Here is a 26177-nt window from a genome sequence, read left to right on the forward strand (position 1 = left end):
AGTAAATTGGTGTGAAGTGTCGTTGTGATGGTATATTTATTCCGGCAGATAAAGTTGCTTCGTCGTCAGATTCTACCGGTTGTGATCGTGATTGATGGAAAGCTAAGAAAATATGCACTGGCAGGTCTATATTCTCCTCTGTTCGGATGGTTCTCTTTATACCGGCATCAGTACCGATGTTAAACGGCGAGTTGCTCAGCATACCGCCGGGACCGGGGCTAAATATTTCCGTGGCCGTTTTCCTTGCCGCATTGTCTATCTGGAATCCGGCCACAACCGCAGCAGCGCCAGCCGTAGGGAGATGACGATTAAAAAAATGGGCTTAACTGAAAAACAATCTTTGCTCAGATCGGTGGATAATCAGCTGGAAGCGGTTTTTCCGAACCAGAATTCGTTATGTTTGAGGTATGACCGGTGACTGATGAAAACAACGATAAACTGCAGGAGGAGGGAGTCCATGTGCCGTATCAGCAGCTCGATCAAGAGACGTTGCGGAGAATGATTCAGGAGTTTGTTAGTAGAGATGGTGCCGATTGGGGCGATGCCGGTTGTGCTTTAGACGATAAAGTCGAGCAGGTTTTTCAGCAGTTGCAGCGCCAACAGGTCAGAATTGTTTTCGATCTTCGTTCGCAAACAGTAAATATTGTTGCTTGTCGTTAAAGTAGTAAGGTGCCGTATACACATCTGGTACGAGGATGATCCGCAATCAGAAATATCAGAACCTGAGCCGGCCCTTTTCAGAGAGTGCTCTGATGATAGCAATCACTTAACAGGTTAAGTATTCTGTCCAAAAAAGAGTTGCGGCGCTGCGATTTTTCGGAAATTAGAAAAATTTCCAACTAAAAAGTAATCATGGAGACTGCGGATGAAAACAATAGGGCTGATCGGAGGGATGAGCTGGGAGTCTACCCAGAGTTATTACCGGCGGATAAATGAAATGGTGAGGGACGAGCTTGGCGGGCTGCATTCAGCCAGGCTTGTTCTTTACAGTGTCGACTTTGCCGAGATTGAAGCCCTGCAGCATCAGGGAGATTGGCAAGCAACAGCTGGTATCCTTGGCTCAGCGGGCCGTGCGCTTGAATCTGCAGGGGCAGAATTTCTCGTTCTCTGCACGAACACGATGCACAAAGTCGCTCCCCAGATCGAAGGGGCTGTCAGCATTCCCCTTCTTCATATCGCAGATGCGACGGCCAGGGTGCTAAAAAAGGATGGAATAACCTGTGTCGGGCTGATGGGGACCAGGTTTACGATGGAGGGGGCATTTTACTGCGACCGTCTCCGTGAGCATGGTATCCAGATTGTTGTGCCTGATGATGCCCAACGAGAAGGTATTCACGCCGTGATTTATAATGAATTGTGCCGTGGTGAGATCAAGCCAGAGTCAAAGGTCTTCTATCTGGGTGTGATCACATCATTAGCGAAACGCGGCGCCCAAGGAGTCGTCCTGGGGTGCACTGAGATAGGTCTGTTGATTCAGTGCCCGGATACAGAGGTTCCGCTTTATGACACAACAGAAATACATGCGCAGCAGGTGGTTCAGCTGGCGCTAGGAAGGAATTAACCATGCTTAAAGAACAACTTGAGAACCTCAAAAAAAACGCGGCCAGTAAAATCTCACCGGAGAATATGAAGAAGATGCTTCATTCCCGTATTGCAGTGGAGAACTCCGGTATTTTAGACAGGGCCATTCGACCGGGCGAAAAGATCCCGGACTTTTCTCTAGAGGATGCCCAGGGTAACCCGGTTTTTCTAAAGGAGTTGCGGGCGCGAGGGCCGGTGCTGATCACTCTTTATCGGGGAGTGTGGTGACCTTACTGCAATGCGGAGCTGGAAGCTCTGCAACAGGTATTGCCACAGATTGAGGATACCGGTGCAACACTGGTGGCAATCTCCCCGATGTTGTCCAGGTATGCCGGTCCTCTGGTCAGTAAATTGGGGCTGAAGTATCCAGTGCTGAGCGATCCTGGTTTTTCCTATCTTGATCAACTGCGGGTGATGTTTGATCTGCCCGCAGAGCTCATCGAGATCTATCGCGGATTCGGCATCGATCTGGAACGCTTTAATGGTGAAAAGCACTGGCGCCTGCCTCTGGTCGGCAGGATTGTTGTCGATACTGATGGCGTTATCCAGGATACTGCCTTTTTTGCCGATCATACCGAACGTGTTGAGCCGGAGGTTTCGGTTGCACTGTTACGCGGTCTTTAGCATTCCAGACTTGTCACTTGTGATCCGTTTGTTGTTAAAGTGGTGGACCTTAGATGTTTTTTTGCGCAGATCATCTCTAAATACCATCGGGAGCCTTGTCATGACATTTCCTCCGTTCTTTCGGCGTAGTGTCCCGGCAATCCTGGCGCTGACCATCTTGCTGGGCTGGAATCTACCTCTGCGCGCAGATGAAGCTGAAAAAGAACTCTGGGCAGCACTTGAAAGTGGCGAGGCGGCGGCACTGATCCGCCATGCCCTGGCTCCCGGCACCGGTGATCCGGTCGGTTTCCAACTGGATGATTGCACGACCCAGCGTAACCTGTCGGAAGAGGGGAGACGTCAGGCGCGCCAGATTGGCAAAGCGTTCCGCGAGAACGGCATCGCCAGCGCTCAGGTATGGTCAAGTCGCTGGTGCCGGTGTCTTGAAACCGCGCGCTTGCTTGAATTGGGATCGGTGGACCCTTTACCGTTCCTGGATTCTTTCTTTGGTCATCCTGAACGTGGTCCTGCACAAACGACCACCTTGCGAGAGTTTCTCAGCCGTCCATATCAAGGGCCGCCGCGCGTGCTGGTCACCCATCAGGTCAATATCACCGGCTTGACGGGTGTTGTGCCACGTTCTGGCGAAATGGTCGTGATTCAAGCGACATCAGACGGGGCCATTCATGTCATTGGGCGTTTATTATCAGGCAGATAGCACCGCGCACCTTGATGATGAAACGAGGGGCCTGAGGAACTGCAAACAACAACCCCCATTTGCTGACATGCTGGTGCTTGAAAAGAGCAGATTTAAGGGCGCCCGATGGCGTTGATGAGTTTTTGACACACAGGCGTTGGATTTGTTGCAGTCATTAAAGTGGAGATGACAGCAACCCCGTGGGTGCCGGTGGTCATAACCGCAGGGGTGTTGGTGACCGATATCCCTCCCAGGGCGTAAACAGGCAGTGCCGTTGAACAACAAGCGTCTTGTAGCTCAGAAAGCCCCTTAGGGGGGCCGTAGTCAGCTTTCGAAGGGGTATAAAACACCGGGCCATAGGTGGCAAAGTCAGCACCCTGAAGGGCAGCAGCGGCAATCTCTTGAGTTGAATGGGTAGATACGCCAATCAGTTTGTCTGTGCCTAATAATTTACGTACTACCGCAGTGGGCAGGGAATTGGTTCTTAAGTGGACACCGTCGGCATTGACCGCCAGAGCAATATCAACGCGGTCATTGATGAGGAGCAGGCAGTTGTGACGCAAAGTCACGATGCGTAGCTGATGTGCCATTTCGTACAGTTGGTGTGCCGGCAAGTCCTTCTCGCGGAGCTGGATCATCCGTATTCCGGCTACCATCAATTGTTCCAGCACCACAAAGAAATCCTGATCCGGTCGCATTAATTGGCGATCAGTGATCAAGTAAAGGGGTGGCGGTGGGGACTTCTTCATATGGTTGCTAGCGTTCTTCAGCTGAAGTTAAAAAAGCCGTGTCCCAATCTTTCCAGACCGGATCATAGCCCTGTTTTTTGAGCAGTTGTTCAATCTCGGCCGGGCTGCGATCATCGCTGATACTGAACTGCCCCCCTTCATCTGAATGATTGCCATAGCCGCCGGGAGCGGTGCAGGAACCGGCACTCATCTGGGTGATTCCCAATGGCAGGAGATTGTCGCGCAAGGCAGCACTTTCGCGGGTCGAAAGAACCAGCCCGGCATCGGGCAACAACAGGCGCAACGCACAGATGAACTGGGTTAATTGACGATCTGAAACAATATGTGCTGGTGTAAATCCCCCTGCTGCCGGGCGCAGACGCGGAAAGGAAAGGGTAACCAGGGTTTTCCAGAAGCGGTGCATCAGATAGCGAGCGTGCAGGCCGGAGTAGAACAGATCACTCAGGCTGTTACCAAGGCCGAGCAGAGAACCAATGCCAATCCGGCGCATGCCGGCTTCACCGGCCCGCTCGGGGGCAAGCAAGCGGTATTCATAATCGCTTTTGGGACCGTAGGGGTGCAGGTCGCGGTAGCGATCCCGATCGTAGGTTTCCTGATACAGCGTCAGACCATCGACGCCGGCGCTAACCATTCGCCCATAGTCATCGGTCGCCATGGGGAAAACCTCAATTGAAATGGAACCACAGTACGGCTTGATGATCTCTACCGCCGCTTCAAGGTAGTCGACGTTGGCGGCTTGCGGTGCTTCACCGGTCAACAGCAGCAGGTGCCGAAACCCCTGATCGTGGAGATAACGGGCTTCGCGCTTGACTTCATCTAGGGTCAGGGTTTTGCGTAACAGATCATTCTCGGCATTAAAACCACAATAGCGGCAGCCGTTCAGGCACTCATTAGAGAGATAAAGAGGAGCATAAAGCAGAATTGTCCGGCCAAAACGCTGGCGGGTGATCTGCTGCGCTTTGAGTGCCATCCGTTCGAGTTGCTCAGCATTGATTGCAGGATTCAGCAGGCAGGCAAAATCTTCGATGCTGATTCGCTGTTGGCCGAGGATATGGTCTATTCGGGTTGGCGTGGCTGTGGTGATGGCATGAAGTACCATCTCCTGAGGATAGGCGTTAAGCTGATCTAGAAAACTCACGATTCATCCCTTAAAAAACCGGTTAACGGGCTGGAAGCGCTGGCCTGCTGACGTTTTGGCCCCAAACCGGCGCGGTAAGCTTCGCGGCCGGCTTCAACCCCCTTGCAAAAAGCGCGGGCCATGGCCGCCGGATCGGGTGTGTCGGCCAGGGCAGTATTGACCAGGACTGCATCAGCGCCCATTTCCATGGCTTCGGCGGCATGGGAAGGAGCACCCAGGCCGGCATCAACGACAACTGGAATCTGTGCCTGCTCAATAATAATAGCGATCAGCTCGCGAGTTAACAGACCGCGGTTGGTGCCGATGGGGGCACCCAGGGGCATCACAGTCGCAGCGCCTGCTTCTTCGAGCCGTTTGGCAAGAACCGGATCGGCGGGCATGTAGGGCAGTACAATGAAGCCCTCCTTGACCAGGATTTCTGTTGCTTTAAGGGTTTCTATGGGGTCGGGTAACAGGTAATAAGGATCCGGGGTTACTTCAAGCTTAACCCAGGGCTCACATCCCGCTGCCCTGGCAATGCGGGCCAGACGGATTGCTTCCTCAGCGCAACGTGCGCCACTGGTATTGGGCAGGAGCAGGTAGCGGTCCTGGTCGATATGGGACAAAAGGCTGTCCTGGGGGTTATTGATGTCGACCCGGCGCAGGGCAACAGTCACAATCTCGCAGCCGGAGTGCTCCATAGCATCGAGCATGGCCTGATGTGAAGAAAACTTGCCGGTACCAACCATCAGACGTGAACGAAAGGTGCGATTCGCGATCTGTAATAGATCCATAGAAATTGAAACCTCGCTTGATGTATCAGGTAAATGTAATAGTGTCCTATCGGGCAAATCAACCGCCCCCGACAAATTGAATCAGCTCAATGATATCGCCATCGCTCAGATAGATTTCGCCGTAACTTTCCGGTGAGATGATCTGACCATTGTGCTCTGCCACGACCTGTTCAGGATCCACGTCGACGCTCTTAAGCAGCGCTGCGATGCTGGTGCGGTCCGAAATCTTTTGTTCGTTGCCGTTAACAGTAATCCGCATGTTGTAGTCAACTTTCTGCTGCCGGATCTTCTCCGAGAATCAGCCTTAATACTGCATTGGCCTGATGATGGGCGGCAATTCCGACTCGCGGAGCCATGAGCCCGCAACCGGGCCCTGCGGACGTTGAGTTGTCTCCACACAGATAGAACCGGTGGTTGATTTTCTGTGTGCGAATTGTGTTGCCAGGTTCATAGCCGGCCATCCCGGATGCTGCAACCAGATATTTTTCGGGAAGTTCGCGCAGAAAAGTATTGGCGAGCATGGCTTTTTGATCCGCGCCATCGAAAGCTTCCACCAGAATATCAACATCGGCAAACAGTTCCAGGATATTCCGGGCAGTTACCTTGCCATGATAGACATCAACAGTGACCAGTGGGTTGGTGCGTTGCAGGTTAACGCGCAGGGCATGAACCTTTGGCAGACCAATCTGATCGATGAAATACTGCTGGCGGTTGAGATTTGACGGTTCAACCACGTCGTAATCGGCAATTCTGATAAAACCAACCCCGGTACGGGCCAGAGCAATAGCAATGGCCGAGCCGAGGCCCCCGGCACCGGCAATGCCAACCCGTGCGCCTTTAACTTTTGCGTGCACGCCAGGGGTGTGACGTGCCATCATCAAGGCTTCAAGTTCTTCTGATTGAGGAACTGCACCACGGCGAATCATGACAATACGATCCTGATCAGTGATGATTCGGTCTTCAGCGCAAGGGTAGCCGTTAACAATCAGCAGATCGGCGTCCGGAAAATGCTGGCGCTGCAGTTCGCGCAACAAGGTGCCGGAAGTAACGGTCAGGAGGCGCTCATTGAGGTAAATCTGCATCGATTGTCTGCTCATAAAAAAAAGCCACCATGCAAGGCGGCTGACGAAAAAATTTCGTATATATGCCGCTTCCCTACGCCGGTATCATCCGGATCAGGTTCCAAGGGTCATTCCGTCGGGACGGAACTCTCAGTAACTGTGACTCCCCTAGCGCTATCAATGTCTTGAAAGCTACCAGAAGGGTTTTATTCAAGTCAACAGCTAAGGCCGAACGTCCTCACTGTGAGGGGGTTTTAAACCCGTGGTTTTTTGCTGGAGGTTCACGTATGATACGCCCGTTTTGCTTCTGATATGGACTTGCTGAACTAAAAAACCGAACGGGATTAAAAGGATATCTATGACAATTTCTGAACGCTACCGTGACCTTGTGCAACTGCTGGAGCAGCAGGCTGATGATTTTTATACGATGCTGCCGGAAGAAGCGACAAAGCCGTTACATTTTGTTGATCGCGCAGCAGAGGAGTTGCTTGAATGGGTAGAAGGTGTTGGAGAGATTCCCCGTAACCAGCTTGAAGCTAAATTATCACCGGTTTTGCTCAAGGCGCATGGTGATCTGGATCGCGCCAGAGTTCAGCTTGAACAAGCTGAGCAGGGTGCCGTCGCCGGCATGATCTGGGAACTGGAGCAGTTGATTTATCGTCTGCTTAATGATCTGTAGCCTGGTTAAAGTTGGCGTGATTTCAGGCGCTGATAAGCCGTGGTCAGCATCTTAACCGTGGTCTCCCAGTCAACACATTTATCGGTAATCGAAACACCATATTGCAGATCACGCGGGTCGGCTGTTAACGCCTGGTTGCCGGCGTTGATATTGCTTTCAATCATGACGCCGGTGATGGAGCCGGGACGCTCAACCAGCTGGTCAACAACACTTTCCAGCACTTCTTTTTGCCGTTCGTGATCCTTGCAGGAGTTGGCATGGCTACAGTCAACCATGATCGCAGTAGAAAGATTTTTTTTGCGCAGCAAGGTTGCGGTCTGTTCAATATCATCAGGGTAGTAGTTAGGGCGATCATTGCCACCACGCAGAACGATATGAACGTTCGGGTTGCCGCTGGTCTGGACAATGGACGAGCGTCCTTCGCGGTTAATGCCGAGGAAACTGTGGGGGTGCTTGGCCGCCGCCATGGCATCGGCAGCAATAGTCAAGGTGCCATCGGTGCCGTTTTTAAAGCCGACGGGAAAAGACAGGCCGCTGGCCATTTCCCGATGGGTCTGCGATTCGGTGGTGCGGGCACCAATCGCACCCCAGCTGATCATGTCGGCCAGATACTGGGGCGTGATCGGGTCAAGCATTTCGCTGGCAATCGGGAGGTTCATGGACGTCATGGCGCAAAACAGCTGCCGGGCGATCCCTAAGCCCTTGGAGATCTGGTGACTGCCGTTCATATCGGGATCGTTGATCAACCCTTTCCAGCCGATGGTCGTACGGGGTTTTTCGAAATAGACACGCATGATGATAAACATCTGGTCACTGAGTTCGGCTGCCAACGTCGATAGGCGGCGGGCATAATCGAGGGCCATGGTGCTGTCATGGATAGAGCAGGGGCCAACGACCACCATCAGTCGCTTGTCTTCGCCACGCAGGATCGCTTTAATGGTGTTGCGACTGTTGTTGACAAAATTGGCGCCATCAAGAGACAAAGGGAACACCTGCTTGAGTTCAGTCGGCGCAATAATTGGGGTGACATCAAGCACATTCAGATTGTTGGTTTGAACCATGAGATCGTCTCCGAAAAACAGGTTGCCATGCAGTATCGACAAGCAGGGGTAGCAATCTAACCATTTTTAGCGTTGCTGTCAAAGACTGATTTCGTCAGTCTTTCAGGGATTTATTGACACTGATGAGGCCTTTTAGTTATAAGATCCGACAACTCTAACGATCTCTTTTATGTGTCGATTCAAATAAACAACAGTGTATTTATCCGATGCTTGCGGATCAATACTCATATCAGCGAGGTATAATATGGATTTTCTGCTGATCGCCATTGCCCGGATTCTGGAGTTGGCATTCACCATCTATATTTTTATTGTTATTGCCAGAGCATTGATTTCGTGGGTCAATCCCGATCCTTACAACCCCATTGTGCGTTTTCTTCACAACATGACCGATCCGGCTCTTTATCGGCTCCGGCGGCTGATGCCTTTTCTGCAAATGGGCGGGCTTGATTTGTCTCCTATCGCCCTGTTGATCCTTTTGTCGGTTGCACAGCAGCTGCTGGTCGGTTTTCTTTACCGTCTGGCGGCCTGATCTTTTGCATTCAAGCAGGGCAGTGTATGCGCATTACTCCTATTGAGATCCAGCAACATCGATTTAAAAGTCGACTGTTTGGTTATGATACTACAGCAGTCGATCAGTTTCTGGAAATGCTTGCTGATGAGCTGGAACAGCTATATCACCAGAATAATGAATTGAAGGAATCCCTGGCACGTACCAGGACCTCGCTGGAGCAGATGCGCGAGCGTGAAAAATTGCTGCAGCAAACCCTGGTAACTGCGCAGAAGATGACCGAGGAACTTAAAGATCAGGCGCGCCGCGATGCGGATATTGTTGTTGCCGAAGCCCATATCGAGGGGGAACGAGTACTTCGTGATGCCAACGAACGACGTATTCAGCTGGTTGGTGAAATACAGGAAATCAAACGGATCAGGCACTCCTTCAGAAACAGCCTGCGGGCCCTGATCGACAACCATAAACAGCTCCTCGACATGGACATTGATACCCTGCAGATTGATCTGCAAAACCATCCGGAAAAACTACAGGTTCTTTTTGCCGACGGAATAACGGATGATGAGCTGCCCGATTGATGCCTGACTATCTCACCGAAACCGCGGATGGGATCATTCTTTCCCTGGTGGTGCAGCCACGCTCGTCAAAAAACCAGCTGGTGGGTCGCCATGCGGGTGCCCTCAAAGTAAGACTGACGGCGCCACCCGTTGATGGTTCCGCCAACAGCTGTTGTTGTGTTTTTCTCGCGAAGCTCTTGCATAGGCCGGTTCGTGACATAGAAATTATTTCCGGAACAGCGTCGCGTCATAAACGCGTGCTGATCCGTGGGCTCAGCAGCAGCGCTATTGTTGAACGCCTCGGTATAGAACATGATGAATAAATAAACAGCTCAGGCCGCGGGGATACGAGCTTCAACTGAAAAAGCTTTGTCTTATGAAGATCTTTCTGGTGATGATTGTACTGTTTCACCCTCTCTTGCTGTGGGCTGAGGATTCGCTTTTTGTTCCTGCGGATGGACAGGGAACAGCTGCCACAGATCTGCACACCTTAAGTCCGGTCTTTGTTCATGCCACCTCCATTGAATCTGGTGAGACCACCATCGAGGGTGCTGACCTGGAGATGTTGCCGTCCGCCACTGGTTCAATTACTGAGGCCCTCAAGGGCATGTCGCAGATTCAATATGACAACGACCACCAGTCGAGCCTGACCGTTGGTGAAATCGCCCCTCCCCGTATTTCCATCTCCGGTGGCAAGCCGTACGAAAATAATTTCATGATCGATGGGATGAGTGTAACCAATACTCTTAATCCCTCAGGGTTGGATGATACCAGGTCGGCTACAGATTTAACCATTGGTGGCGGTGATGCCTCAATTTTTTACGATACGTCTTTGATTGAATCAGTTCAGGTTTTTTCCAGCAATGTGTCGGCCAGATATGGTGGTTTTGTTGGTGGTGTGGTTGACGCGACGTTGCGTGAACCTGCAACCGATCGCTGGCGTTTTACTTTGTCTGGTCGTTACACTGAAGATAGCTGGTTCGATTTGCGTGACGTTGATGAAGAATCGCGCGAGCCTGATAATCAGCCTCGTTTTACCATCTACCGTACCGGTCTCAGTGCCGAAGGACCTGTGAATGATCATATGGCGGTACTGTTATCCTATTCGCGCCACCATTCATCCTTTCCACTGACGCGGATCAAGTCTGACGGGACAGAATTCAAGGACAGTCAACAACGCACCAATGAAAACTATTTTGCCCGGATAAATCTGCAACCCCATAATGAAATAAATATCAATCTTGATCTTACTTATGCGCCCTACAGGGAATTACGCTGGGATTATGCTTATCGCGACAGTGAATGGTATATAGAAAATCGTTCATGGCGCTTTGCAAGCCAGGCTGATTATTTTTTTAGTAGGGGTCTGCTAACAACGAAAGCGGTTTTTTCACAGCACGGTTTCGGCCGTGACAGCGCGACCAACTTGAGATATTCAGGTCTGGATGACCAGTATGGCGGACTGGGTGACGCCGAAAATAAAACCCGCGAAGCCGGCGCATCTTTGAGCTTTGTTTCGAATGACCATTATGGTGACAACGGTTATATTAATTACATGGCAGGTCTTGAATATGGATATAAACATGTCGACATGTGGAATGAGGGCGCAGAAATCATTTCATTGACGTCGACCAGAAGAACGATTCAAACCTACGAAGAAGTTTCACAGTCAGGACACAACAGCAACCTCGGAGGATACGGTCAGTTTGAAGTGGCCTGGCACAGGCTTCTTGTTCGTCCCGGAATCCGTGCTGATTATGACCGCTTTTCTGATAATACCAATATCGCTCCGCGACTCATGGTTGAATATGACGTTTTTGGTAACAGCGCCATGCGCCTTAGTGCCGGTGCAAATCGCTACTATGGCCAGCATTTGAGCGCTTATGCCTTTCACCGCTATCGACCGATTAACACGCTAATATACGATATTCAACCCGATGGCAGCGAAGTTCCGCGTGATCCGACCGTAAGTACCAGTAAAAGTTATGGTAGTGATGGGTTATCAACCCCTTATTCTGATGAGGTTTCAGGTGCTATTTCGGGACTTGTTCTTGGTTTTGAATATAATTTTTCAGCTTTACAACGCGAACACAAGAAACAGTTAATCAGTAAGTCAGATGATGGAAACTTCTATTATTTAACCAATGACGGGAAAAGCGAATACCGGGAAATTAGTTTTTCAATCCAGCGTGATATCCGGTTGAAAAATTTGGGAATTCACCTTTTATCCTTGAGCGTTTCAAAATCAACAACGCATTCTTTGAACGGGTATTATTATTCAGATGTTCGATCCAGTCGAACCCTTCTTGGTTTAGATTATAATTTTGATAAGGTTTTTTTAAACGGGAAGTATATCTCTCGAGCTGATATGCCCGCCGAAAACTACAACTCTCCCTGGGTAATGACTTTAAGAACAAACAGCAGTTTTTTGAATGATTGCCTCCGTCTTTACACTGTTACGCGATGGCGTGGTTCTTCCGAAGGTTTTGTTTCAGATCGTACTGATGATACCCCTTATGGAACGCTTACAGGAAGTGCCAGCAGCTTCTGGATTAATCCCGACGGTGGATATTCCGACGCCTATAAATCAGGAACAATCTCCGGTGGATCGACGACCGATATTACCGCAGAGTTCGACACGATAAAAACCGACCGCTACAATCTGACTCTGATTCTCGAAGTTTTCAACATTTTCAACGGCAACATGCAGACCGGTATTGCCAGTGATGCGACCGGAACCGGTGATATCCGTGGGCGGGGATTTTACCTCGGTGCGCGCATGACCTTCTGATCGCCCCTGCAAGTCATCTCTATCCCTGTCAAAAACCGCTTTTTTCAAAAACTGATATTGACATCAGATAAAATCCGATCCTATTATCCAAGGTTGTTCAATAACTATATTTATAGCAGATGGAGGGTTCATCACATGCCAGTATATGAATATCAGTGTGAAGACTGCGGTCACCGATTTGAAGTGCGCCAGAAATTCTCGGATCAACCGCTTTCTGAATGTACTCAGTGCGGTGGCCACGCTAAAAAAGCCATTTCTGTAGCCGGTTTTGCTTTAAAGGGGGGTGGCTGGTATCAGCAGGGGTATAACAATGCCGGTGTCAAGGCAGAAAGCTGTCCGGCTGCCGGTAGTGCTCCCGGCGATTCCTGTGCCGGTTGCCCCAAGGCGGCTAACGCTTGAGAACAATCATCTTATGACAGCTTAAAAATCTTCCCCGTTGCTCGTGACGGGGATTTTTTTTGCATTTTTTTTCGTTAGAGGTTGCTTTACAAACGAACATGCCTGTGTTTAGAGTTTAAAAACAAATCATGTCGATGTTATTTGAAATCCATATCCAGGAGGACAATCAGTGGCACAGATTATCGATGGTAAGGCCCTGGCAGGGCAGATTCGTGAAGAAATAGCACAACAGACACAAGAACTGATAGCTGGCGGGATAACGCCCGGACTGGCGGTGGTTCTGGTGGGTGAAGACCCGGCCAGCCGTGTCTACGTTACCATGAAAGAAAAAGCCTGTGCCGCGGCGGGAATTTATTCCGTTGAGCATAAATTGCCGGCAACAACGACGCAGCAGGAACTGCTTGATCTGGTGATACGCCTCAATCATGATGACCGCATCGATGGAATCCTGGTTCAGTTGCCCCTGCCGGAGCAGATTGACGAGGCTAAAATTCTTGAAGCCATCTCTCCTGCTAAAGATGTCGATGGTTTCCATCCGTATAATGTCGGCCGTCTGGTCACGGGTAATGCCCTGTTCCAGCCGTGCACTCCCTACGGTGTGATGGTGATGCTTGATCGCATCGGTGTTGATCTCACGGGTAAGAATGTCGTCGTTGTCGGTCGTTCAAACATTGTCGGCAAACCGGTTGCCCTGATGTGCCTGGCCAAGCACGCCACGGTTACCATCTGCCACTCACGCACCCGGGACCTCGCTGCCAAAGTTGCTGCCGCTGATGTGGTGATTGCTGCGGTAGGGCGTCCGGAAATGATTCAAGGGGACTGGATCAAGCCGGGAGCGGTCGTTATTGATGTCGGAGTCAATCGCGTTGGTGACAAAAAACTCGTAGGTGATGTTGCTTATGCAGCTGCTGCCGAGCGCGCCTCTGCAATTACCCCGGTGCCGGGTGGGGTCGGTCCGATGACGATTGCCATGCTCTTGCAGAACACCCTGGAAAGTGCTAAACGACGCGCCGGCTAAACCCTTTGCAATTCATCAGTGACACTTTGCAACGCGTTACCCTTTTATTTGGAGCTCATCGAACAGCAGTTTTGGGAGGATTTCATGGATATACCGGATGATTTAAAATATTCTGAAGAGCATCAATGGGTGCAGGTAGAAGATGATATCGCTTTGATCGGCATCACCGACTTTGCCCAGGAGCAATTGGGTGAGATTGTTTTTCTGGAGCTGCCTGAAGTGGGCGATCAGTTGCAATCAGGAAAACCTTACGGCGTGGTTGAATCAGCCAAAACGGTTTCTGACCTGTATGCACCGGTCAGTGGTGATGTCATTGAGATCAACGACGAGTTACCCGATAGTCCGGAAATCATTAACAGCTCCCCTTACGAAGATGGCTGGCTGATCAAGGTGAAGCTGATTGACCCTACTGAACTTGATGATCTGTTTGATGCTGCAAATTATGAAGAGATGATTGATGACGAAGAATAACCCTTGATGGGTTAACTTGTTACCGTCCGTAGATATAGCGCCCGGTCAATCGATACTCAAAATAAACTCTGATACGCAGCTGATCGTGGGGATAGTGTCTGCCGAGTGGCCCGAACGGGGCCGCCCGGTAGACTGCCTGAATTGCCTCGAAGTCAAGCAAGTCAGAGCCACTGGTCTGACGCAAATCAACATCAATCAACTCTCCCTCCTTACTGACGATAATCAGCAGTTCCAGAGTGCCGTCAATACCGTTCATGGCCGCTTCAGTCGGATAATTCCAGACCCTCTCGACGCGATCGTGAAAGCGTCTGAAAAAAGAGACCAGCCGGTCGTGTTGCAAGTTCAGCCAGATCTCTTCACCTATTTCAACGTCATCCCGTTCCCGAGTTCTGTCACGTTGTTCCTGCTGGCCGGCGGCAATTTCAGCCAGTTTGCTGGGCGAAGGAAATAACTGTTCACGGGTTAATCGGGGAGTTTCTTGCTGTTCCAGTGACGCCGGATCTTCCGCAACTCGTTCCGATTCCTGCGGTTTTTCCTCGTTCCGGGTTAGCGGCTGTTCCGGCCTTACCGCGGCGGCCGGCGGGGGCGTCGGAGCAGGTGCGGACGCTGCCGGTGGTTCTGGAGCTGGTGCCGGCCGTGATGCCGGTGCTGGTGGTTGTGTCGGGAGCGGGGTGACGCCTTGACGTTGGTCGCGTACATCGTCACCCGGTGGTGCCTGTTCGCGCTCTACCAGCTGGTCTTGATCGGCCCGGCGTGGTGACTCCACCTCCTGTTCCGGGGTGAGGGGAGACTGGTCGATTTCGTAGCTGGGCTGTGGCTCAGGCTCTACCGGGGGAAGATCGACCAGCTGGATAACTGTAGGTTGCGGTGCCGTTTCCGAGAATTCTCCGGACTGAAGGAACAATATAGCTACGCCATGCAAAAGCAAGGATAAGAGCAGACAAGCCAGGAACAGTTGTGTGCGGCTCAAGGGCCTGGTTGATTTTTGTGATGAAAAAATGTCCATGATTTCTGACTATACACTGTCATTGCAGCTGGTCACCAGTAGCTTTTGACCCGTCAACAGTACTAAAATATCATCAACCGACAGGTCAACCCCGGCGTTATAAAATTGAGCCTGGAAGACACTTTAAAACAGGAAAAACATTGACCCTCAGGGAGGTGCTGAGTATAACCAACAGACACAAAATTTATATGCTGCACAGGCAATGAATCGTTTTTTTTTGCGTTAGATAAAGGAGGTTACAAATGCATCTGGTTGATCAGATTAAAGCCAAGGCACGTGCCAATCTGCAGACCGTTGTTCTGCCTGAAGGGTACGATGATCGCATGATTGAAGCAGCAGCCAGGATCGTCGGCGATAACCTTGCCAATGTTGTACTGTTGGGCAAACCCGCCGAACTCAACGCGCAAGCGGCAACCCTCGGGGTTTCCCTTGCCGGCGTGTCCCTGGTGGAACCAAAGAACTCTGAGAGCTTGCCGGCCTATATCGATGAGTTGGTTGAATTGCGCAAAAAAAAGAATCTGACACGGGATCAAGCGATTGCTCTGTTGACCGCTGAAGACAACCTCTACTTTGCCGCGATGATGGTTCGTCTTGGTGAGGCTGGTGGAGCGGTTGCCGGCGCCGCCAACACCACCGGGGATGTCTTGCGTGCAGCTTTTCAGGTGGTGGGAACCGCTGCTAATATGAATACCGTTTCCTCGGTTTTTCTGATGGTTACCAAAACCCCGGAATTTGGAGAAAACGGGGTATTGTGTTTTGCCGACTGTGCCGTTAACCCTAACCCCGATGCTCAGGCTTTGGCGGAAATCGCTGTCAGTACTGCGGCCAGTTGCAAAAGTTTTCTTGGCGTTGATGCGCGGGTCGCCATGCTCAGTTTCTCAACCAAGGGTAGCGCTGCTCATAGCGACTGCGACAAGGTTCTCAAGGCTCTGGAAATTGCCCGTAAACTGGCGCCGGAATTGGCTATCGATGGTGAATTGCAGGCCGATGCGGCATTGCTGCCGAAGGTTGGTGAAAAGAAAGCCCCGGGCTCCCCGGTTGCCGGTCGTGCCAATACGATTATTTTTCCTGACCTGGATGCAGGTAATATCGGCTACAAGCTGGTTGAGCGCCTTGCCGGAGCGGAAGCGGTCGGTCCGATTATTCAGGGCCTCGCAAAACCGATTAATGACCTCTCCCGCGGGTGTTCGGTTGATGATATTGTCAATGTAGCTGCGATCACAGCAGTACAGGCACAGGCTTGATGGTCGACTCCATCTTGCCGGCAGATAGCCATGATCCAGCTGTATAACGTTTCCAAACGCTACAGCCGCGATTCCGTTGCGGTGAACGATTTATCGCTGAAAATTGACAAGGGTGAATTCGTCTATGTTACCGGTGCCTCAGGCGCCGGTAAGACCACCTTTTTACGGATGCTGTATGTTGCCGAACGGCCAACCCGTGGCCAGATTCTTGTTGATGGTCAGAACATCACCCGCATCCGCAGTCATCATATCCCCTATCTACGCCGCAAGATTGGTGTCGTCTTTCAGGATTTTAAACTGTTACAAAGTCGCAGTGTCTACGAGAACGTCGCTTTTGCTCTGGAGGCCCAGGGTAAAAAACGTTTTGAGGTCAGTAAAAAGGTTTATCAGGCCCTCAAAGAGGTGGGGCTTGAACATCGTTTACAGCGCAAACCCCAGGAGCTTTCCGGTGGTGAACAGCAGCGCATCGCCATCGCTAGAGCGTTGGTTGTTGATCCCCTGATTCTGTTAGCTGACGAGCCGAGTGGAAATCTTGACCTGGGTGTTACTCTTGAAATAATGGAACTTTTCAAACGAGCAAACGCCCGTGGCACGACGGTGTTGCTCGCAACCCATGATTATAACCTTCATCAACGTTTCCCCCGTCGTATAATTACCCTGGATGAAGGTAAACTGGTCGGCGACCAGCGTCCTTTGGATTCCGTCGGGGTAGAGCTTTAACTTGTCGAAATGGAGGTTCCGGCGGTGCTGGAAACAGTTCGCTATTTTTTTATAAGAGCCTTGCGCAATATGCGTCAATGGCCTTTTTTGTGCAGTGCTGCAATCCTTACCATGGCGGTTTCTTTAGCTACGATTGCGACCTTTTTCCTGATTGTCGTCAACATTGAGCAACTGGCGGCGCGGTGGACCCAGGAAATCCAGGTGATTGCCTATTTGCAAGCAGCACCGTCACCCCGGGAGTTGCCTGAACTCATCAAAAAGATGGAGCAACTGGATGGTGTTGAGCGGGCTAACTATGTTTCGCCGGGTGAAGCAATGAAGCGTTTCAGCGAGCGTCTGGGGCAAGACGCTGCGTTGCTGCAGGGGGTTCGGCCTGACTTGTTGCCGGCTTCCTTCGAGCTGGCTTTGCACCGGGATTTTCGCAGTCAGCAAGGGATAGATACGATTATCAGGCAACTGGAAAATCTGATTCCGGTTGATGATCTGCGTTATGGCCAGACCTGGCTGGAGCGTTTTAACCATTTCATCGGTATGCTGCGGTTTGTCGGGGCTTTTTTAGGTGGCTTTCTGTTGTTTGCAACCCTCTTTATCGTCGCCAACACCATCAGGCTGACTCTTTATGCGCGACGTGATGAACTGGAAATTATGGCCCTGGTTGGCGCGACCATGCGTTTTATTAAAATTCCCTTTATGCTGGAAGGGGCAATCCAGGGATTTGTCGGTGGTTTGTTGTCGTTACTGTTTTTAAGTTTTTCTTTTTCTCTGATTATTTCACGGGGCTTGAACGCCATCTGGTTGACTCCGATGGATTTTGATCTGCTGTTCCTGACTGCTCCCCAGCAGCTATTGCTGGTTGTGGCGGGGGTGGTGCTAGGTGTTCTCGGCAGCCTCTCGTCTTTGCGTCGCTTTGTTCGGATCTGATGGTGAAACGAACCGCTTTTTTGGTGATTGCTGTCATTACCCTGCTGTTGTCACCTTTGACCTACGCCGACAATCTGGAGCAAACCCAGCGTCAACTCGAGCAGATTCGCCTGCGCATAGAAAAGGCGGAAGCCGACATAAAAGCGCAGCGTCAGTCCGAAATCGACATCAGTCGTGATCTTGCTCTTCTGGGTGGCCAGCTGCAGCGTATTAATGAGCGTGTCGGCACGATCAAGGGCGAACAACAACGGTTGCAGCGCGAAGTTGGACAGCAGCAGCAACGTCTCAAGCAGAGTCAGTCGCAGTCGGAAAAAACAGCAAAAGGTCTAGAGCAGCGACTGATTTCCCTCTATAAGGAAGGTGAATCGGGTGTGCTGAAAATTCTTTTTTCAGCAGATTCACCCAGCGAGTTGATGCAGCAGTACCACTACCTGACCCGGGTCATGGAGAATGACAGAGAGCTGCTTGATGACTTTCGTCAGGCGATCTCCAACCAGCAGCAGCAGCTGGCGCAGCTTAATCTGCTCCAGCAACAACAGTCCGATCTGCTCAAACGTGAAGAGGCAGAACGGCAGGAGGCGGTTGGCGCGCGGCAATTGCAGGGTCGCCTGTTGCGACAGGCGCAGACACAAAACAAGAAACTGCAGGAAGAAATAGCCTCTTTACAGCAGGATGCCAGGCGCTTAAAGGGGCTGGTGGAAGAGCTGCAGAAAACTCCACCTCCGTCATCACGTATAGCTGTACCTGGCGGGGGTGTTGATTTTTCCGGCCAGCGCGGTCAACTCATTTGGCCACTTCAAGGGGCTGTGTTGATCAGGTTTGGAACCCAGCGAGATGACAAACTCGGCACATTTTATGAGAGTAATGGCCTTGAAATTTCCGCCCGTCCAGGAACAGAGGTTCGCGCTGTTGCCACTGGTCAGGTTGTTTATGCCGACTATTTCAGAGGTTATGGAAATCTCTTGATTGTCAGCCATGAAGGGGAGTATCACACCCTTTACGCCCAGTTGGATCGTTTGCATAAAAAAACCGGTGATGCAGTTGCCAAAGCAGAGCTGATCGGTCACAGTGGATTATCAGGTCGGGAAAGTATTTATTTTGAAATTCGCCACAAGGGCGCACCGGTCAATCCGTTGAACTGGTTAAGCCCTCTGTGACCAGGAGCAAGCTGATGTTGTTGCGCAAAAGTCTATTATCTATAAGTTTTGTTCTGCTGATCGGTCCCGGGATAGTGACGGCAGCACCGGCCCTGAACAGTCAGCAGGATTATCAGAACCTGGAATTGTTAATCGACGTACTGACCCTGGTGCGCGACAATTATGTCGAAGAGATCAGCCTTGAAGAATTGATTGATGGTGCCGTGCGCGGCATTTTTGACAATCTCGATCCGCACAGCAATTATCTTTCTGCAGAGATGTTTGATGATCTCAAAGTCGAGATACAGGGTCAGTTTGGTGGCATTGGCATTGAACTGGCGATCAGGAATCGTGACCTGGTTATTGTTGCTCCGATAGAAGGCACTCCCGCTTGCCGTGCCGGCATTCTTGCCGGGGATCAGATTATTTCGATCAACGGTAACACCGCTCGCGATGTTGACATGATGCAGGCGGTAAGGCTGCTGCGTGGAGAGGTGGGCGAGGCTGTTAATCTGACTATCTTACGGTCAGGCATGGCTGAACCCTTTGAGGTGAGCCTGGTCCGCGAGATCATTCAGGTGCAATCGGTGCGCAGTCGTCTGCTGGATAATAACTATGGCTATCTGCGCCTGATACAATTTCAGGAACGCAGTGGTGAGGACGTCGCCGAGCATCTGCAGCAACTGCACAGCAAAACAGATGATGGGCTCAACGGTCTGATTCTGGATTTACGAAATAATCCCGGAGGTTTGCTGGATGCGGCGGTCGCTGTGGCAGATCTGTTCATTGGCGAAGGCCTGATTGTCTCAGCCTCTGGACGCCAACCGGAAACGCACCAATCTTTCCCTGCCCAGCCTGATAATACCCAGCCGGACTATCCGCTGGTGGTGCTGATCAATGGCGGCAGCGCCAGCGCTTCAGAGATTGTTGCCGGCGCCCTGCAGGATCATCAACGTGCCGTTATCTTAGGAGAACAGAGCTTTGGCAAGGGGTCGGTGCAGACCATCATCCCCCTGCCTGATCGTTCCGGGGTGCGGCTGACAACGGCTCACTATTATACGCCTTCAGGTCGATCTATCCAGGCGCTGGGAATTACGCCCGACATTCTTGCCCCCCAGATGCTTCTCTCACATCAACGTGTCCCTGTTGGTATGCGTGAACAGGATCTGGATAAACATTTGCCGGCTCAGTCGCCCCCAACGCAGGACCAGCAATTAGTGTCGCAAGGGGAGCAGGAACAAGATGACCAGAGCAACGATTATCAACTGCAGCGCGCGCTGGATTTACTTAAAGGCTACCATCATTTTAATCGCAAGAAACAGACCGCCGATGACAGGAACCATATCAGTGGCCGCATAAATCCCGAAAGAATGTATCACTAATGGCAACCCCAAAAAAAACGTCATCCACAAAAAAGGTGGTGAAGAGAACAAAAACTAAGACAGCGCCAAAGCTGGTATTGAGTCAAACCGCGCGTATGCTGCTGGCAAGCCTCGTTCTGGTGGTTTTTGTCATTGCCTGTCTGCTGGTTTTGACCAGTTTGCGTGACCGGTTGCTGGTACGAACGGATGTCGTTGTCTATGAAGAACCTGTCAGAGAGTATCAACCGACCCGCCAGTATGATTATGACGATATTTACAGGCTGGTGGATCTGCAGCTGATCAGTGGTCCGCAATCACAAGGTTGGCGTCGGGTCGCTGCTCCGGACGGCGTTGATGCGCGCGAAATCTTTGGAAGTTTTCCTCCTCTCGGGCGCTTGACAGAGCTGGCGCAGCATATTGAGCAAACCCGCGCCCCGGCGCGCCTGGATATTGCTGAACCGGAAGGGGTAGTCCAATTGCTCTGGGAAGGGGAACTCCAGCTCAAGCTGATTTTTCAGCCTCCTAAGCCTGTAGACATTGCGCAACATTCACGTATCGCCATTATTATTGATGATCTTGGTCCGTCATTAACCACCTTGAACCAGTTTCTTGACCTGGGGCTGCCCCTCACTCCTTCGATCCTTCCGGGCAGTGACAGGGCCGGGGCTGCGGCAGAGCTGCTGCGCAATGCCGGGCGTGAGTTTCTGATTCATGTTCCTATGGAGCCGCGAAGTTATCCACAGACCAATCCCGGTGCTGATGCCCTGTTGCTACAGCATTCCGAAGATGACATCCGACGTTGGATGCACCGCTATCGTGACCAGGTGCCTGGCGCTGTCGGTATGAACAACCATATGGGTTCACGCTTTACCGAATATGCTGCGCCGATGCAGATTGTACTCGACGAACTGAAACGTCAGGATTTGTTTTTTGTTGACAGTGTCACTATCAGTAGTTCGGTCGCTTTTGCCGAAGCACGTCGCATGGGATTAAAAACTGCCGCCCGCGACATTTTTCTCGATAATGAGGAAGATGTTGACTATATCCGTCGCCAGTTACGAAAAATGGTTCAGCTGGCACAAAAGCAGCGTGAGGTCATCGCCATAGCGCACCCATATCCGGAAACCCTTGAAGCTTTGCGCCTCGAAAAAGACTGGCTACTGGCACAGCCCATCGATTTTGTCCCCGCATCGCGATTGGTAAAACGTTACAGCAATTGAAGCAGCGGCAAAGAAATTTTCGGCATAAATCAAGGGACCTTTCGTGGACGGAGAACATTACACTCAGGCGTTGGTGAAGGTAACCGAACTGGTCGGAGCGCTTCAGGACCTGGTTGAAGACAACTTTGTCGATGTCCTGGTTCAGGGGGAATTGAGTAATGTTTCGCGGCCTTCCTCCGGACATCTCTATTTTACCCTCAAGGATTCATCAGCCCAGATCCGTTGTGCCATGTTTCGCAGTCAGGCGCGTCTGCTGAACTTTCAGCCTCAGGACGGGGAGGGGGTTGTTTGCCGTGGTCGGGTATCTGTTTATCCACAGCGGGGTGATCTGCAACTGATTGTTGAAGAAATGAATCCCGAAGGGGTAGGAAGTCTCCAGCTGGCTTTTGAAGAAGTGCGGATGCGTCTTGATAAAGAGGGACTTTTTGCGCGTGAAAAAAAGAAGCCGCTGCCGGCTTTTCCGCAAACTATCGGCATTGTCACATCAGCCAGTGGCGCGGCGTTTCAGGATATTCTGCAGATTCTGCGTCGCCGTGCTGTCGGGGTGACGGTGTTGTTGCGTCCGGTACGGGTTCAGGGTGCTGGTTCGGCGGCGGAAATTGCCGCTGGAATCGCCGACCTGAACCGCCATGCCGATGTCAATGTCATGATTGTCGGTCGTGGTGGCGGATCGAAAGAGGATCTATGGGCTTTTAATGAGGAGGTTGTCGCCCGCGCCATTGCTGCTTCAAAAATTCCGGTGATATCTGCGGTTGGACATGAAACCGATGTCACTATTGCCGATCTGGTAGCTGACCTGCGGGCTCCGACACCTAGTGCCGCAGCCGAACTGGTTGTTCAGAACCGTCTCGAACTGGAGCGTCACCTTGATCAATTGATGCTTCGCCTCGGGCGGCAGATGCGTTGGCAGATCAACCTCCTCACCAGTCGCCTTGATGGCCTGAAAAAACGTCTGAAGTCACCGGCTGAGCAGTTGCGGCAGCAGCAACTGCAGGTTGCCCAGTTGCGGGCTCGCTTAGCCCAGGGGATGCGTTATTTATGTCAGGACCGTCATCATCACCTCAATCTGCTGACAGGACGCATGGCCGCCCTCTCGCCCTCGGCGGTACTTAAGCGCGGCTATGCTATTGTGCTGCACGATAATGCAGTGGTTTTCTCCAGCAGCCAGGTTCAATGCCGCGATAACCTGCGCGTTATCCTCGCACAGGGGCAATTACAGGTAAAAGTGTCAGCGTTGACTGCGGCAGCAGATGAAGATATGGATACCACTCTTGACCTGTAGCCTTCGGGGTGTGGATAATCAGAGACCGTTCAGTAAAGAGCCCCAGACCCTGCGACAAGATCGCGGCAGGGTCGTTAAATAATCATAGAGCAAAGTTTAAGGGACAGTTTTTATGTCAAAGAAAAGCGGATTTGAGGCAGCCCTGCAGCGACTTGAACAGGCTGTTGAACAACTGGAGTCAGGAGAACTCTCGCTCGAGAAGGCCCTTGCGGTCTTCAGTTCCGGGGTGAAGGAGGCCGACTACTGCCGAGACTCCTTGCGTGCCGTTGAGCTTAAAGTCGAACAACTGTTGCAGCAGAGCGATGGCGGCGAACAACGGGAGCCTTTAGATGGACAATAATGGCCGTGAATTACAGGCCTATTTAGGACGCCAGCTAGGGCTGATTGAAGAAGCTCTGGATCATTTTATGCCTGCCGCCACTATCCGGCCGGATCGCCTTCACGAATCCATGCGTTATTCGGTGCTGGCGGGCGGTAAACGCATCCGCCCGGTGATGATGCTGGCGGCTTGTGAGGCGGTAGGTGGTGATGCCCGCCATGCGCTGCCTGCTGCTTGTGCGGTTGAAATGATTCATGCATATTCGTTAATTCATGATGATCTGCCGGCTATGGATAACGACGATTTACGGCGCGGACGCCCGACCAATCACAAGGTCTATGGTGAAGCAACTGCTATTCTGGCCGGTGATGGTTTGTTGACCGAAGCCTTTGTGTTGCTCAGTCGCAGTGATGTGTTGCAGACCGTGTCTGAAGCTGATCGTCTGACGATCATCAACCTGCTGGCTACCCATGCCGGCACCCGGGGTATGGTGGGTGGCCAGATGGTTGATATGGAGGTTGAAGGAAACCCTATTGACCTGCCGATTCTTGAATATATCCATACCCACAAAACCGGCGCTCTGATCAAGGCAGCAATAGACATTGGCGGTATTATCGGTGGGGCTATGCCCGAGCAACGCGATGCCCTGCAGCGCTACGCTGCGGCAGTCGGGTTGGCGTTTCAGATAGCTGATGATATTCTTGACGTAACCGCAAAGACGGAGGCGCTGGGCAAACGTAGTGGCAGCGATCAGCAACGCGGTAAGGCGACTTATCCAGCTCTTCTTGGCTTGACACAGGCGCGGGAACGGGCGCGGGAACTGAATGAGGTGGCCATCAACGCCTTGCAGATTTTCGGACAGGAAGCGCAGCCGCTGCGAGCTATTGCGTGTTATATCATTGAACGGTCATACTGATCCTGTGACGGTCCCCGATTTGACGCAACATGCCGGTAAAGTCCGGTTGACAAGGAGAACAAATGGTAAGGCTATTGCCGCAGATTCAATCGCCGGAACAGCTTAAAGCTCTCGACAAAAAGCAACTGCCCCAATTGGCTCGCGAACTGCGTGAACAGATTGTCACGACAGTGGCCGCCAACGGCGGTCATCTCGGCAGTTCTCTGGGCGTTGTTGAACTGACCATTGCACTGCACCGGGTTTTTAGTTCCCCGGAGGATAAAATTCTCTGGGATGTGGGCCATCAGGCCTATGCACACAAGTTGTTGACCGGCCGCCAGGAACAGTTTTCTACGTTGCGCCAGTGGCAGGGTCTCAGCGGTTTTCCAAAGCGTAAGGAAAGCATTCACGATGTTTTTGATGTTGGTCACTCCAGTACCTCCGTCTCAGCGGCGCTGGGCATGGCTGTGGCCGGGGATATCCTCGGAACTGATGATCGTATTGTCGCGGTCATCGGTGATGGTTCGCTGACCGCTGGTATGGCGTTTGAAGCCCTTAACCATGCCGGTCATCTGAAGCAGAAAATGGTCGTTATTCTTAACGATAATGAGATGTCGATTTCACGCAATGTCGGTGCCCTCTCGTCGTTCATGAGCCGCAAAATGACGTCTGATACCTTCATCCGGTTTAAAAAAGAAACGGAAACCCTGCTGAACTATATCCCCGGGATTGGTCGTGATCTGGTTGGTATCGCCAAGCGCGCCGAGGAATCGCTGAAAAGCTTCATGACGCCGGGCATGCTGTTTGAGGGATTCGGTTTTGATTATTTCGGCCCCCTTGACGGACACAATCTGGAAGACTTGATGGAAACCCTTAAGAACGCTTCCCAGATTAAAGGTCCGGTTCTGCTGCACATATTGACCAAAAAAGGTCGAGGCTATGAGCCGGCAGAAAAAAACCCGGCAAAATTTCACGGAATCGGTCCTTTTGATGCGCAAACCGGCGAAGTGCCGGCACCTGCCGGCGCAGCGCCGCCGTCCTACACTGAAGTTTTTGGTCGCACTCTGGTCGATCTTGCCGCCGCTGATGAACGGATTGTTGCTATTACCGCAGCCATGGCTGAGGGAACCGGCTTAAAACAATTTTCGCAAGTTTATCCACAACGTTTTTATGATGTCGGCATCGCTGAACAGCACGCCGTGACTTTTGCTGCCGGTCTGGCTGCCCGTGGCTTGCGACCGGTGGTTGCCATCTATTCTACTTTTATGCAGCGGGCTTTTGATCAGGTGTTGCACGACGTCTGTCTGCAGCATCTGCCGGTAACCCTGGCGCTCGACCGAGGAGGCCTCGTCGGAGCCGATGGGCCGACCCACCATGGCGCTTTTGACCTGTCTTTTTTGCGCTCTATTCCCAACCTGATTTTGGCCGCACCGCGTGATGAATACGAATTGCAGCGATTGATGAAAACGGCGCTGTGCGTTGATGGGCCATTTGCTTATCGCTACCCGCGTGGCAAGGGGACGGGAATTCCGTTGCCCGAGGTCATTGAGCCGGTAACCATTGGCCGGGCAGAATTGCTGTGTGAAGGAGAAGACGGCTTAGTGATTGCGGTTGGTAGCATGGTACAGCAGGCTCTGGCTGCCGCCGCGCAGCTGGCAACCGAAGGAATTGTGCTGAGTGTTTTGGATGCGCGCTTTATTAAACCTCTGGATCGTGAACAAATGATCGCTCTGGCGGAAAACTCTCCCTTTGTGATGACGGTTGAGGAAAATGTTTTACATGGGGGATTCGGATCTGCCGTTCTGGAATTGTTCAGTGACGTCGGACTGCAGGTTCCGGTGGTACGCATCGGTATTCCTGATGACTTTATTGAACAGGGCTCACAGGCCCAGCTCTATGCCAGCCTTGGTCTCAACGCTGAGCATATTGCTGCCCGTATCCGCAAGCTGGTCAAGTTGGAAGGGCGGCGACAGTCCGCTGGATAGGC

Annotated in this window: 30 protein-coding genes, 1 pseudogene and 1 riboswitch; of the genes and pseudogenes, 24 read left to right on the forward strand and 7 right to left on the reverse strand. The window is 51.7% G+C overall.

The features are described from left to right. The first annotated feature begins 112 nt into the window (after nucleotides 1-112). The 6 genes and pseudogenes from AC1931_RS01475 to AC1931_RS01500 all read left to right on the forward strand — a co-directional run bounded on the left by AC1931_RS01475 (nucleotide 113) and on the right by AC1931_RS01500 (nucleotide 2902). Complete coding sequence (locus AC1931_RS01475) at nucleotides 113-418, forward strand: GIY-YIG nuclease family protein (protein WP_483875452.1); 306 nt, start codon at nucleotides 113-115, stop codon at nucleotides 416-418. After that, on the forward strand, nucleotides 415-660 hold the full coding sequence (locus AC1931_RS01480) for a YheU family protein (RefSeq protein WP_483875453.1): 246 nt from the start codon (nucleotides 415-417) through the stop codon (nucleotides 658-660). Before AC1931_RS01475 ends, AC1931_RS01480 begins: the two co-directional genes overlap by 4 nt. 205 nt (nucleotides 661-865) lie before the next feature. Next, nucleotides 866-1561: an aspartate/glutamate racemase family protein gene (locus AC1931_RS01485; RefSeq protein ID WP_483875454.1), complete on the forward strand. Its 696-nt coding sequence runs from the start codon at nucleotides 866-868 to the stop codon at nucleotides 1559-1561. Nucleotides 1562-1563: 2 nt separating this feature from the next. Then, on the forward strand, nucleotides 1564-1809 hold the full coding sequence (locus tag AC1931_RS01490; RefSeq protein WP_483875455.1) for a hypothetical protein: 246 nt from the start codon (nucleotides 1564-1566) through the stop codon (nucleotides 1807-1809). Nucleotides 1810-1821: 12 nt separating this feature from the next. Then, nucleotides 1822-2205: pseudogene (locus AC1931_RS01495) on the forward strand (thioredoxin domain-containing protein); the annotation flags it as partial. Nucleotides 2206-2305: 100 nt separating this feature from the next. Beyond that, nucleotides 2306-2902, forward strand: a complete 597-nt coding sequence (locus tag AC1931_RS01500; protein ID WP_483875456.1) for a histidine phosphatase family protein — start codon at nucleotides 2306-2308, stop codon at nucleotides 2900-2902. A 92-nt stretch (nucleotides 2903-2994) separates the two neighbouring features. On the opposite strand, the gene thiE is transcribed toward AC1931_RS01500, so the two are convergent. The 5 genes from thiE to thiF are packed head-to-tail and all read right to left on the reverse strand — an operon-like array spanning nucleotide 2995 to nucleotide 6638. After that, the gene (gene thiE, locus AC1931_RS01505) at nucleotides 2995-3630 is read right to left on the reverse strand and encodes a thiamine phosphate synthase (RefSeq protein ID WP_483875457.1); all 636 of its coding nucleotides are present in this window, start codon (nucleotides 3628-3630) and stop codon (nucleotides 2995-2997) included. Nucleotides 3631-3637: 7 nt separating this feature from the next. Next, nucleotides 3638-4768 (reverse strand): 2-iminoacetate synthase ThiH, encoded by a 1131-nt coding sequence (gene thiH / locus AC1931_RS01510; protein ID WP_483875458.1) that lies wholly within the window; start codon nucleotides 4766-4768, stop codon nucleotides 3638-3640. Next, nucleotides 4765-5541: a thiazole synthase gene (locus AC1931_RS01515; RefSeq protein ID WP_483875459.1), complete on the reverse strand. Its 777-nt coding sequence runs from the start codon at nucleotides 5539-5541 to the stop codon at nucleotides 4765-4767. The genes thiH and AC1931_RS01515 overlap by 4 nt, the downstream gene beginning before the upstream one ends. Nucleotides 5542-5599: 58 nt before the next feature. Beyond that, nucleotides 5600-5800, reverse strand: coding sequence for a sulfur carrier protein ThiS (gene thiS / locus AC1931_RS01520; protein WP_483875460.1), 201 nt, complete (start codon nucleotides 5798-5800; stop codon nucleotides 5600-5602). A gap of 7 nt (nucleotides 5801-5807) precedes the next feature. Further along, nucleotides 5808-6638 carry a sulfur carrier protein ThiS adenylyltransferase ThiF gene (gene thiF, locus AC1931_RS01525; protein WP_483875461.1) on the reverse strand — a complete coding sequence of 277 codons (831 nt, stop codon included), beginning with the start codon at nucleotides 6636-6638 and terminating at the stop codon, nucleotides 5808-5810. Nucleotides 6639-6676: 38 nt separating this feature from the next. Next, nucleotides 6677-6782, reverse strand: a riboswitch (TPP riboswitch). Nucleotides 6783-6960: 178 nt separating this feature from the next. On the opposite strand from thiF, the gene AC1931_RS01530 reads away from it, so the two are divergent. Then, entirely contained in the window at nucleotides 6961-7281 is a 321-nt protein-coding gene (locus AC1931_RS01530; RefSeq protein ID WP_483875462.1) for a hypothetical protein, read from the forward strand. 5 nt (nucleotides 7282-7286) lie between these two features. Here the strand turns inward: AC1931_RS01530 and AC1931_RS01535 are convergent, their stop codons facing one another. Next, entirely contained in the window at nucleotides 7287-8342 is a 1056-nt protein-coding gene (locus AC1931_RS01535) for a 3-deoxy-7-phosphoheptulonate synthase (protein WP_483875463.1), read from the reverse strand. Between the two features lie 244 nt (nucleotides 8343-8586). Between AC1931_RS01535 and AC1931_RS01540 the strand changes: the two genes are divergently transcribed. From AC1931_RS01540 to gcvH, 7 genes are all read left to right on the forward strand, one after another. After that, nucleotides 8587-8871, forward strand: a complete 285-nt coding sequence (locus AC1931_RS01540; protein ID WP_483875464.1) for a YggT family protein — start codon at nucleotides 8587-8589, stop codon at nucleotides 8869-8871. Nucleotides 8872-8897: 26 nt separating this feature from the next. Further along, nucleotides 8898-9428, forward strand: a complete 531-nt coding sequence (locus tag AC1931_RS01545; RefSeq protein WP_483875465.1) for a DivIVA domain-containing protein — start codon at nucleotides 8898-8900, stop codon at nucleotides 9426-9428. Beyond that, nucleotides 9428-9730 carry a DUF167 domain-containing protein gene (locus AC1931_RS01550; protein WP_483875466.1) on the forward strand — a complete coding sequence of 101 codons (303 nt, stop codon included), beginning with the start codon at nucleotides 9428-9430 and terminating at the stop codon, nucleotides 9728-9730. Before AC1931_RS01545 ends, AC1931_RS01550 begins: the two co-directional genes overlap by 1 nt. A 71-nt stretch (nucleotides 9731-9801) precedes the next feature. Continuing rightward, nucleotides 9802-12198: a TonB-dependent receptor plug domain-containing protein gene (locus AC1931_RS01555; protein WP_483876155.1), complete on the forward strand. Its 2397-nt coding sequence runs from the start codon at nucleotides 9802-9804 to the stop codon at nucleotides 12196-12198. A gap of 135 nt (nucleotides 12199-12333) precedes the next feature. Next, the gene (locus AC1931_RS01560) at nucleotides 12334-12597 is read left to right on the forward strand and encodes an FmdB family zinc ribbon protein (RefSeq protein ID WP_483875467.1); all 264 of its coding nucleotides are present in this window, start codon (nucleotides 12334-12336) and stop codon (nucleotides 12595-12597) included. A 169-nt stretch (nucleotides 12598-12766) separates the two neighbouring features. Beyond that, nucleotides 12767-13615 (forward strand): bifunctional methylenetetrahydrofolate dehydrogenase/methenyltetrahydrofolate cyclohydrolase FolD, encoded by an 849-nt coding sequence (gene folD, locus AC1931_RS01565; protein WP_483875468.1) that lies wholly within the window; start codon nucleotides 12767-12769, stop codon nucleotides 13613-13615. 84 nt (nucleotides 13616-13699) lie between these two features. Further along, the gene (gcvH, locus tag AC1931_RS01570) at nucleotides 13700-14086 is read left to right on the forward strand and encodes a glycine cleavage system protein GcvH (RefSeq protein ID WP_483875469.1); all 387 of its coding nucleotides are present in this window, start codon (nucleotides 13700-13702) and stop codon (nucleotides 14084-14086) included. Nucleotides 14087-14105: 19 nt separating this feature from the next. Here gcvH and AC1931_RS01575 read toward each other — a convergent pair whose 3' ends face one another. Continuing rightward, on the reverse strand, nucleotides 14106-14990 hold the full coding sequence (locus AC1931_RS01575; RefSeq protein WP_483875470.1) for an energy transducer TonB: 885 nt from the start codon (nucleotides 14988-14990) through the stop codon (nucleotides 14106-14108). A 344-nt stretch (nucleotides 14991-15334) separates the two neighbouring features. Here AC1931_RS01575 and pta point away from each other — a divergent pair, with 344 nt between their 5' ends. The 10 genes from pta (at nucleotide 15335) to dxs (ending at nucleotide 26175) form a co-directional block, all read left to right on the forward strand. Continuing rightward, nucleotides 15335-16336, forward strand: a complete 1002-nt coding sequence (gene pta, locus AC1931_RS01580) for a phosphate acetyltransferase (protein WP_483875471.1) — start codon at nucleotides 15335-15337, stop codon at nucleotides 16334-16336. 30 nt (nucleotides 16337-16366) lie between these two features. Continuing rightward, complete coding sequence (gene ftsE / locus AC1931_RS01585) at nucleotides 16367-17056, forward strand: cell division ATP-binding protein FtsE (RefSeq protein WP_483875472.1); 690 nt, start codon at nucleotides 16367-16369, stop codon at nucleotides 17054-17056. Nucleotides 17057-17080: 24 nt separating this feature from the next. After that, on the forward strand, nucleotides 17081-17977 hold the full coding sequence (ftsX, locus tag AC1931_RS01590; RefSeq protein ID WP_483875473.1) for a permease-like cell division protein FtsX: 897 nt from the start codon (nucleotides 17081-17083) through the stop codon (nucleotides 17975-17977). After that, the gene (locus AC1931_RS01595; protein ID WP_483875474.1) at nucleotides 17977-19134 is read left to right on the forward strand and encodes a murein hydrolase activator EnvC family protein; all 1158 of its coding nucleotides are present in this window, start codon (nucleotides 17977-17979) and stop codon (nucleotides 19132-19134) included. The genes ftsX and AC1931_RS01595 overlap by 1 nt, the downstream gene beginning before the upstream one ends. Before the next feature lie 14 nt (nucleotides 19135-19148). Continuing rightward, complete coding sequence (locus AC1931_RS01600; RefSeq protein WP_483875475.1) at nucleotides 19149-20495, forward strand: S41 family peptidase; 1347 nt, start codon at nucleotides 19149-19151, stop codon at nucleotides 20493-20495. Between the two features lie 95 nt (nucleotides 20496-20590). Further along, on the forward strand, nucleotides 20591-21694 hold the full coding sequence (locus AC1931_RS01605) for a divergent polysaccharide deacetylase family protein (RefSeq protein WP_483875476.1): 1104 nt from the start codon (nucleotides 20591-20593) through the stop codon (nucleotides 21692-21694). A gap of 43 nt (nucleotides 21695-21737) precedes the next feature. Next, nucleotides 21738-22976 (forward strand): exodeoxyribonuclease VII large subunit, encoded by a 1239-nt coding sequence (xseA, locus tag AC1931_RS01610; protein WP_483875477.1) that lies wholly within the window; start codon nucleotides 21738-21740, stop codon nucleotides 22974-22976. A gap of 112 nt (nucleotides 22977-23088) precedes the next feature. Next, the gene (gene xseB, locus AC1931_RS01615) at nucleotides 23089-23316 is read left to right on the forward strand and encodes an exodeoxyribonuclease VII small subunit (protein ID WP_483875478.1); all 228 of its coding nucleotides are present in this window, start codon (nucleotides 23089-23091) and stop codon (nucleotides 23314-23316) included. Next, complete coding sequence (locus AC1931_RS01620; protein ID WP_483875479.1) at nucleotides 23306-24211, forward strand: polyprenyl synthetase family protein; 906 nt, start codon at nucleotides 23306-23308, stop codon at nucleotides 24209-24211. Before xseB ends, AC1931_RS01620 begins: the two co-directional genes overlap by 11 nt. Before the next feature lie 62 nt (nucleotides 24212-24273). Further along, on the forward strand, nucleotides 24274-26175 hold the full coding sequence (gene dxs, locus AC1931_RS01625; RefSeq protein WP_483875480.1) for a 1-deoxy-D-xylulose-5-phosphate synthase: 1902 nt from the start codon (nucleotides 24274-24276) through the stop codon (nucleotides 26173-26175). Nucleotides 26176-26177: the final 2 nt, after the last annotated feature.

This window comes from Pelovirga sp. C15f (assembly GCF_057178085.1).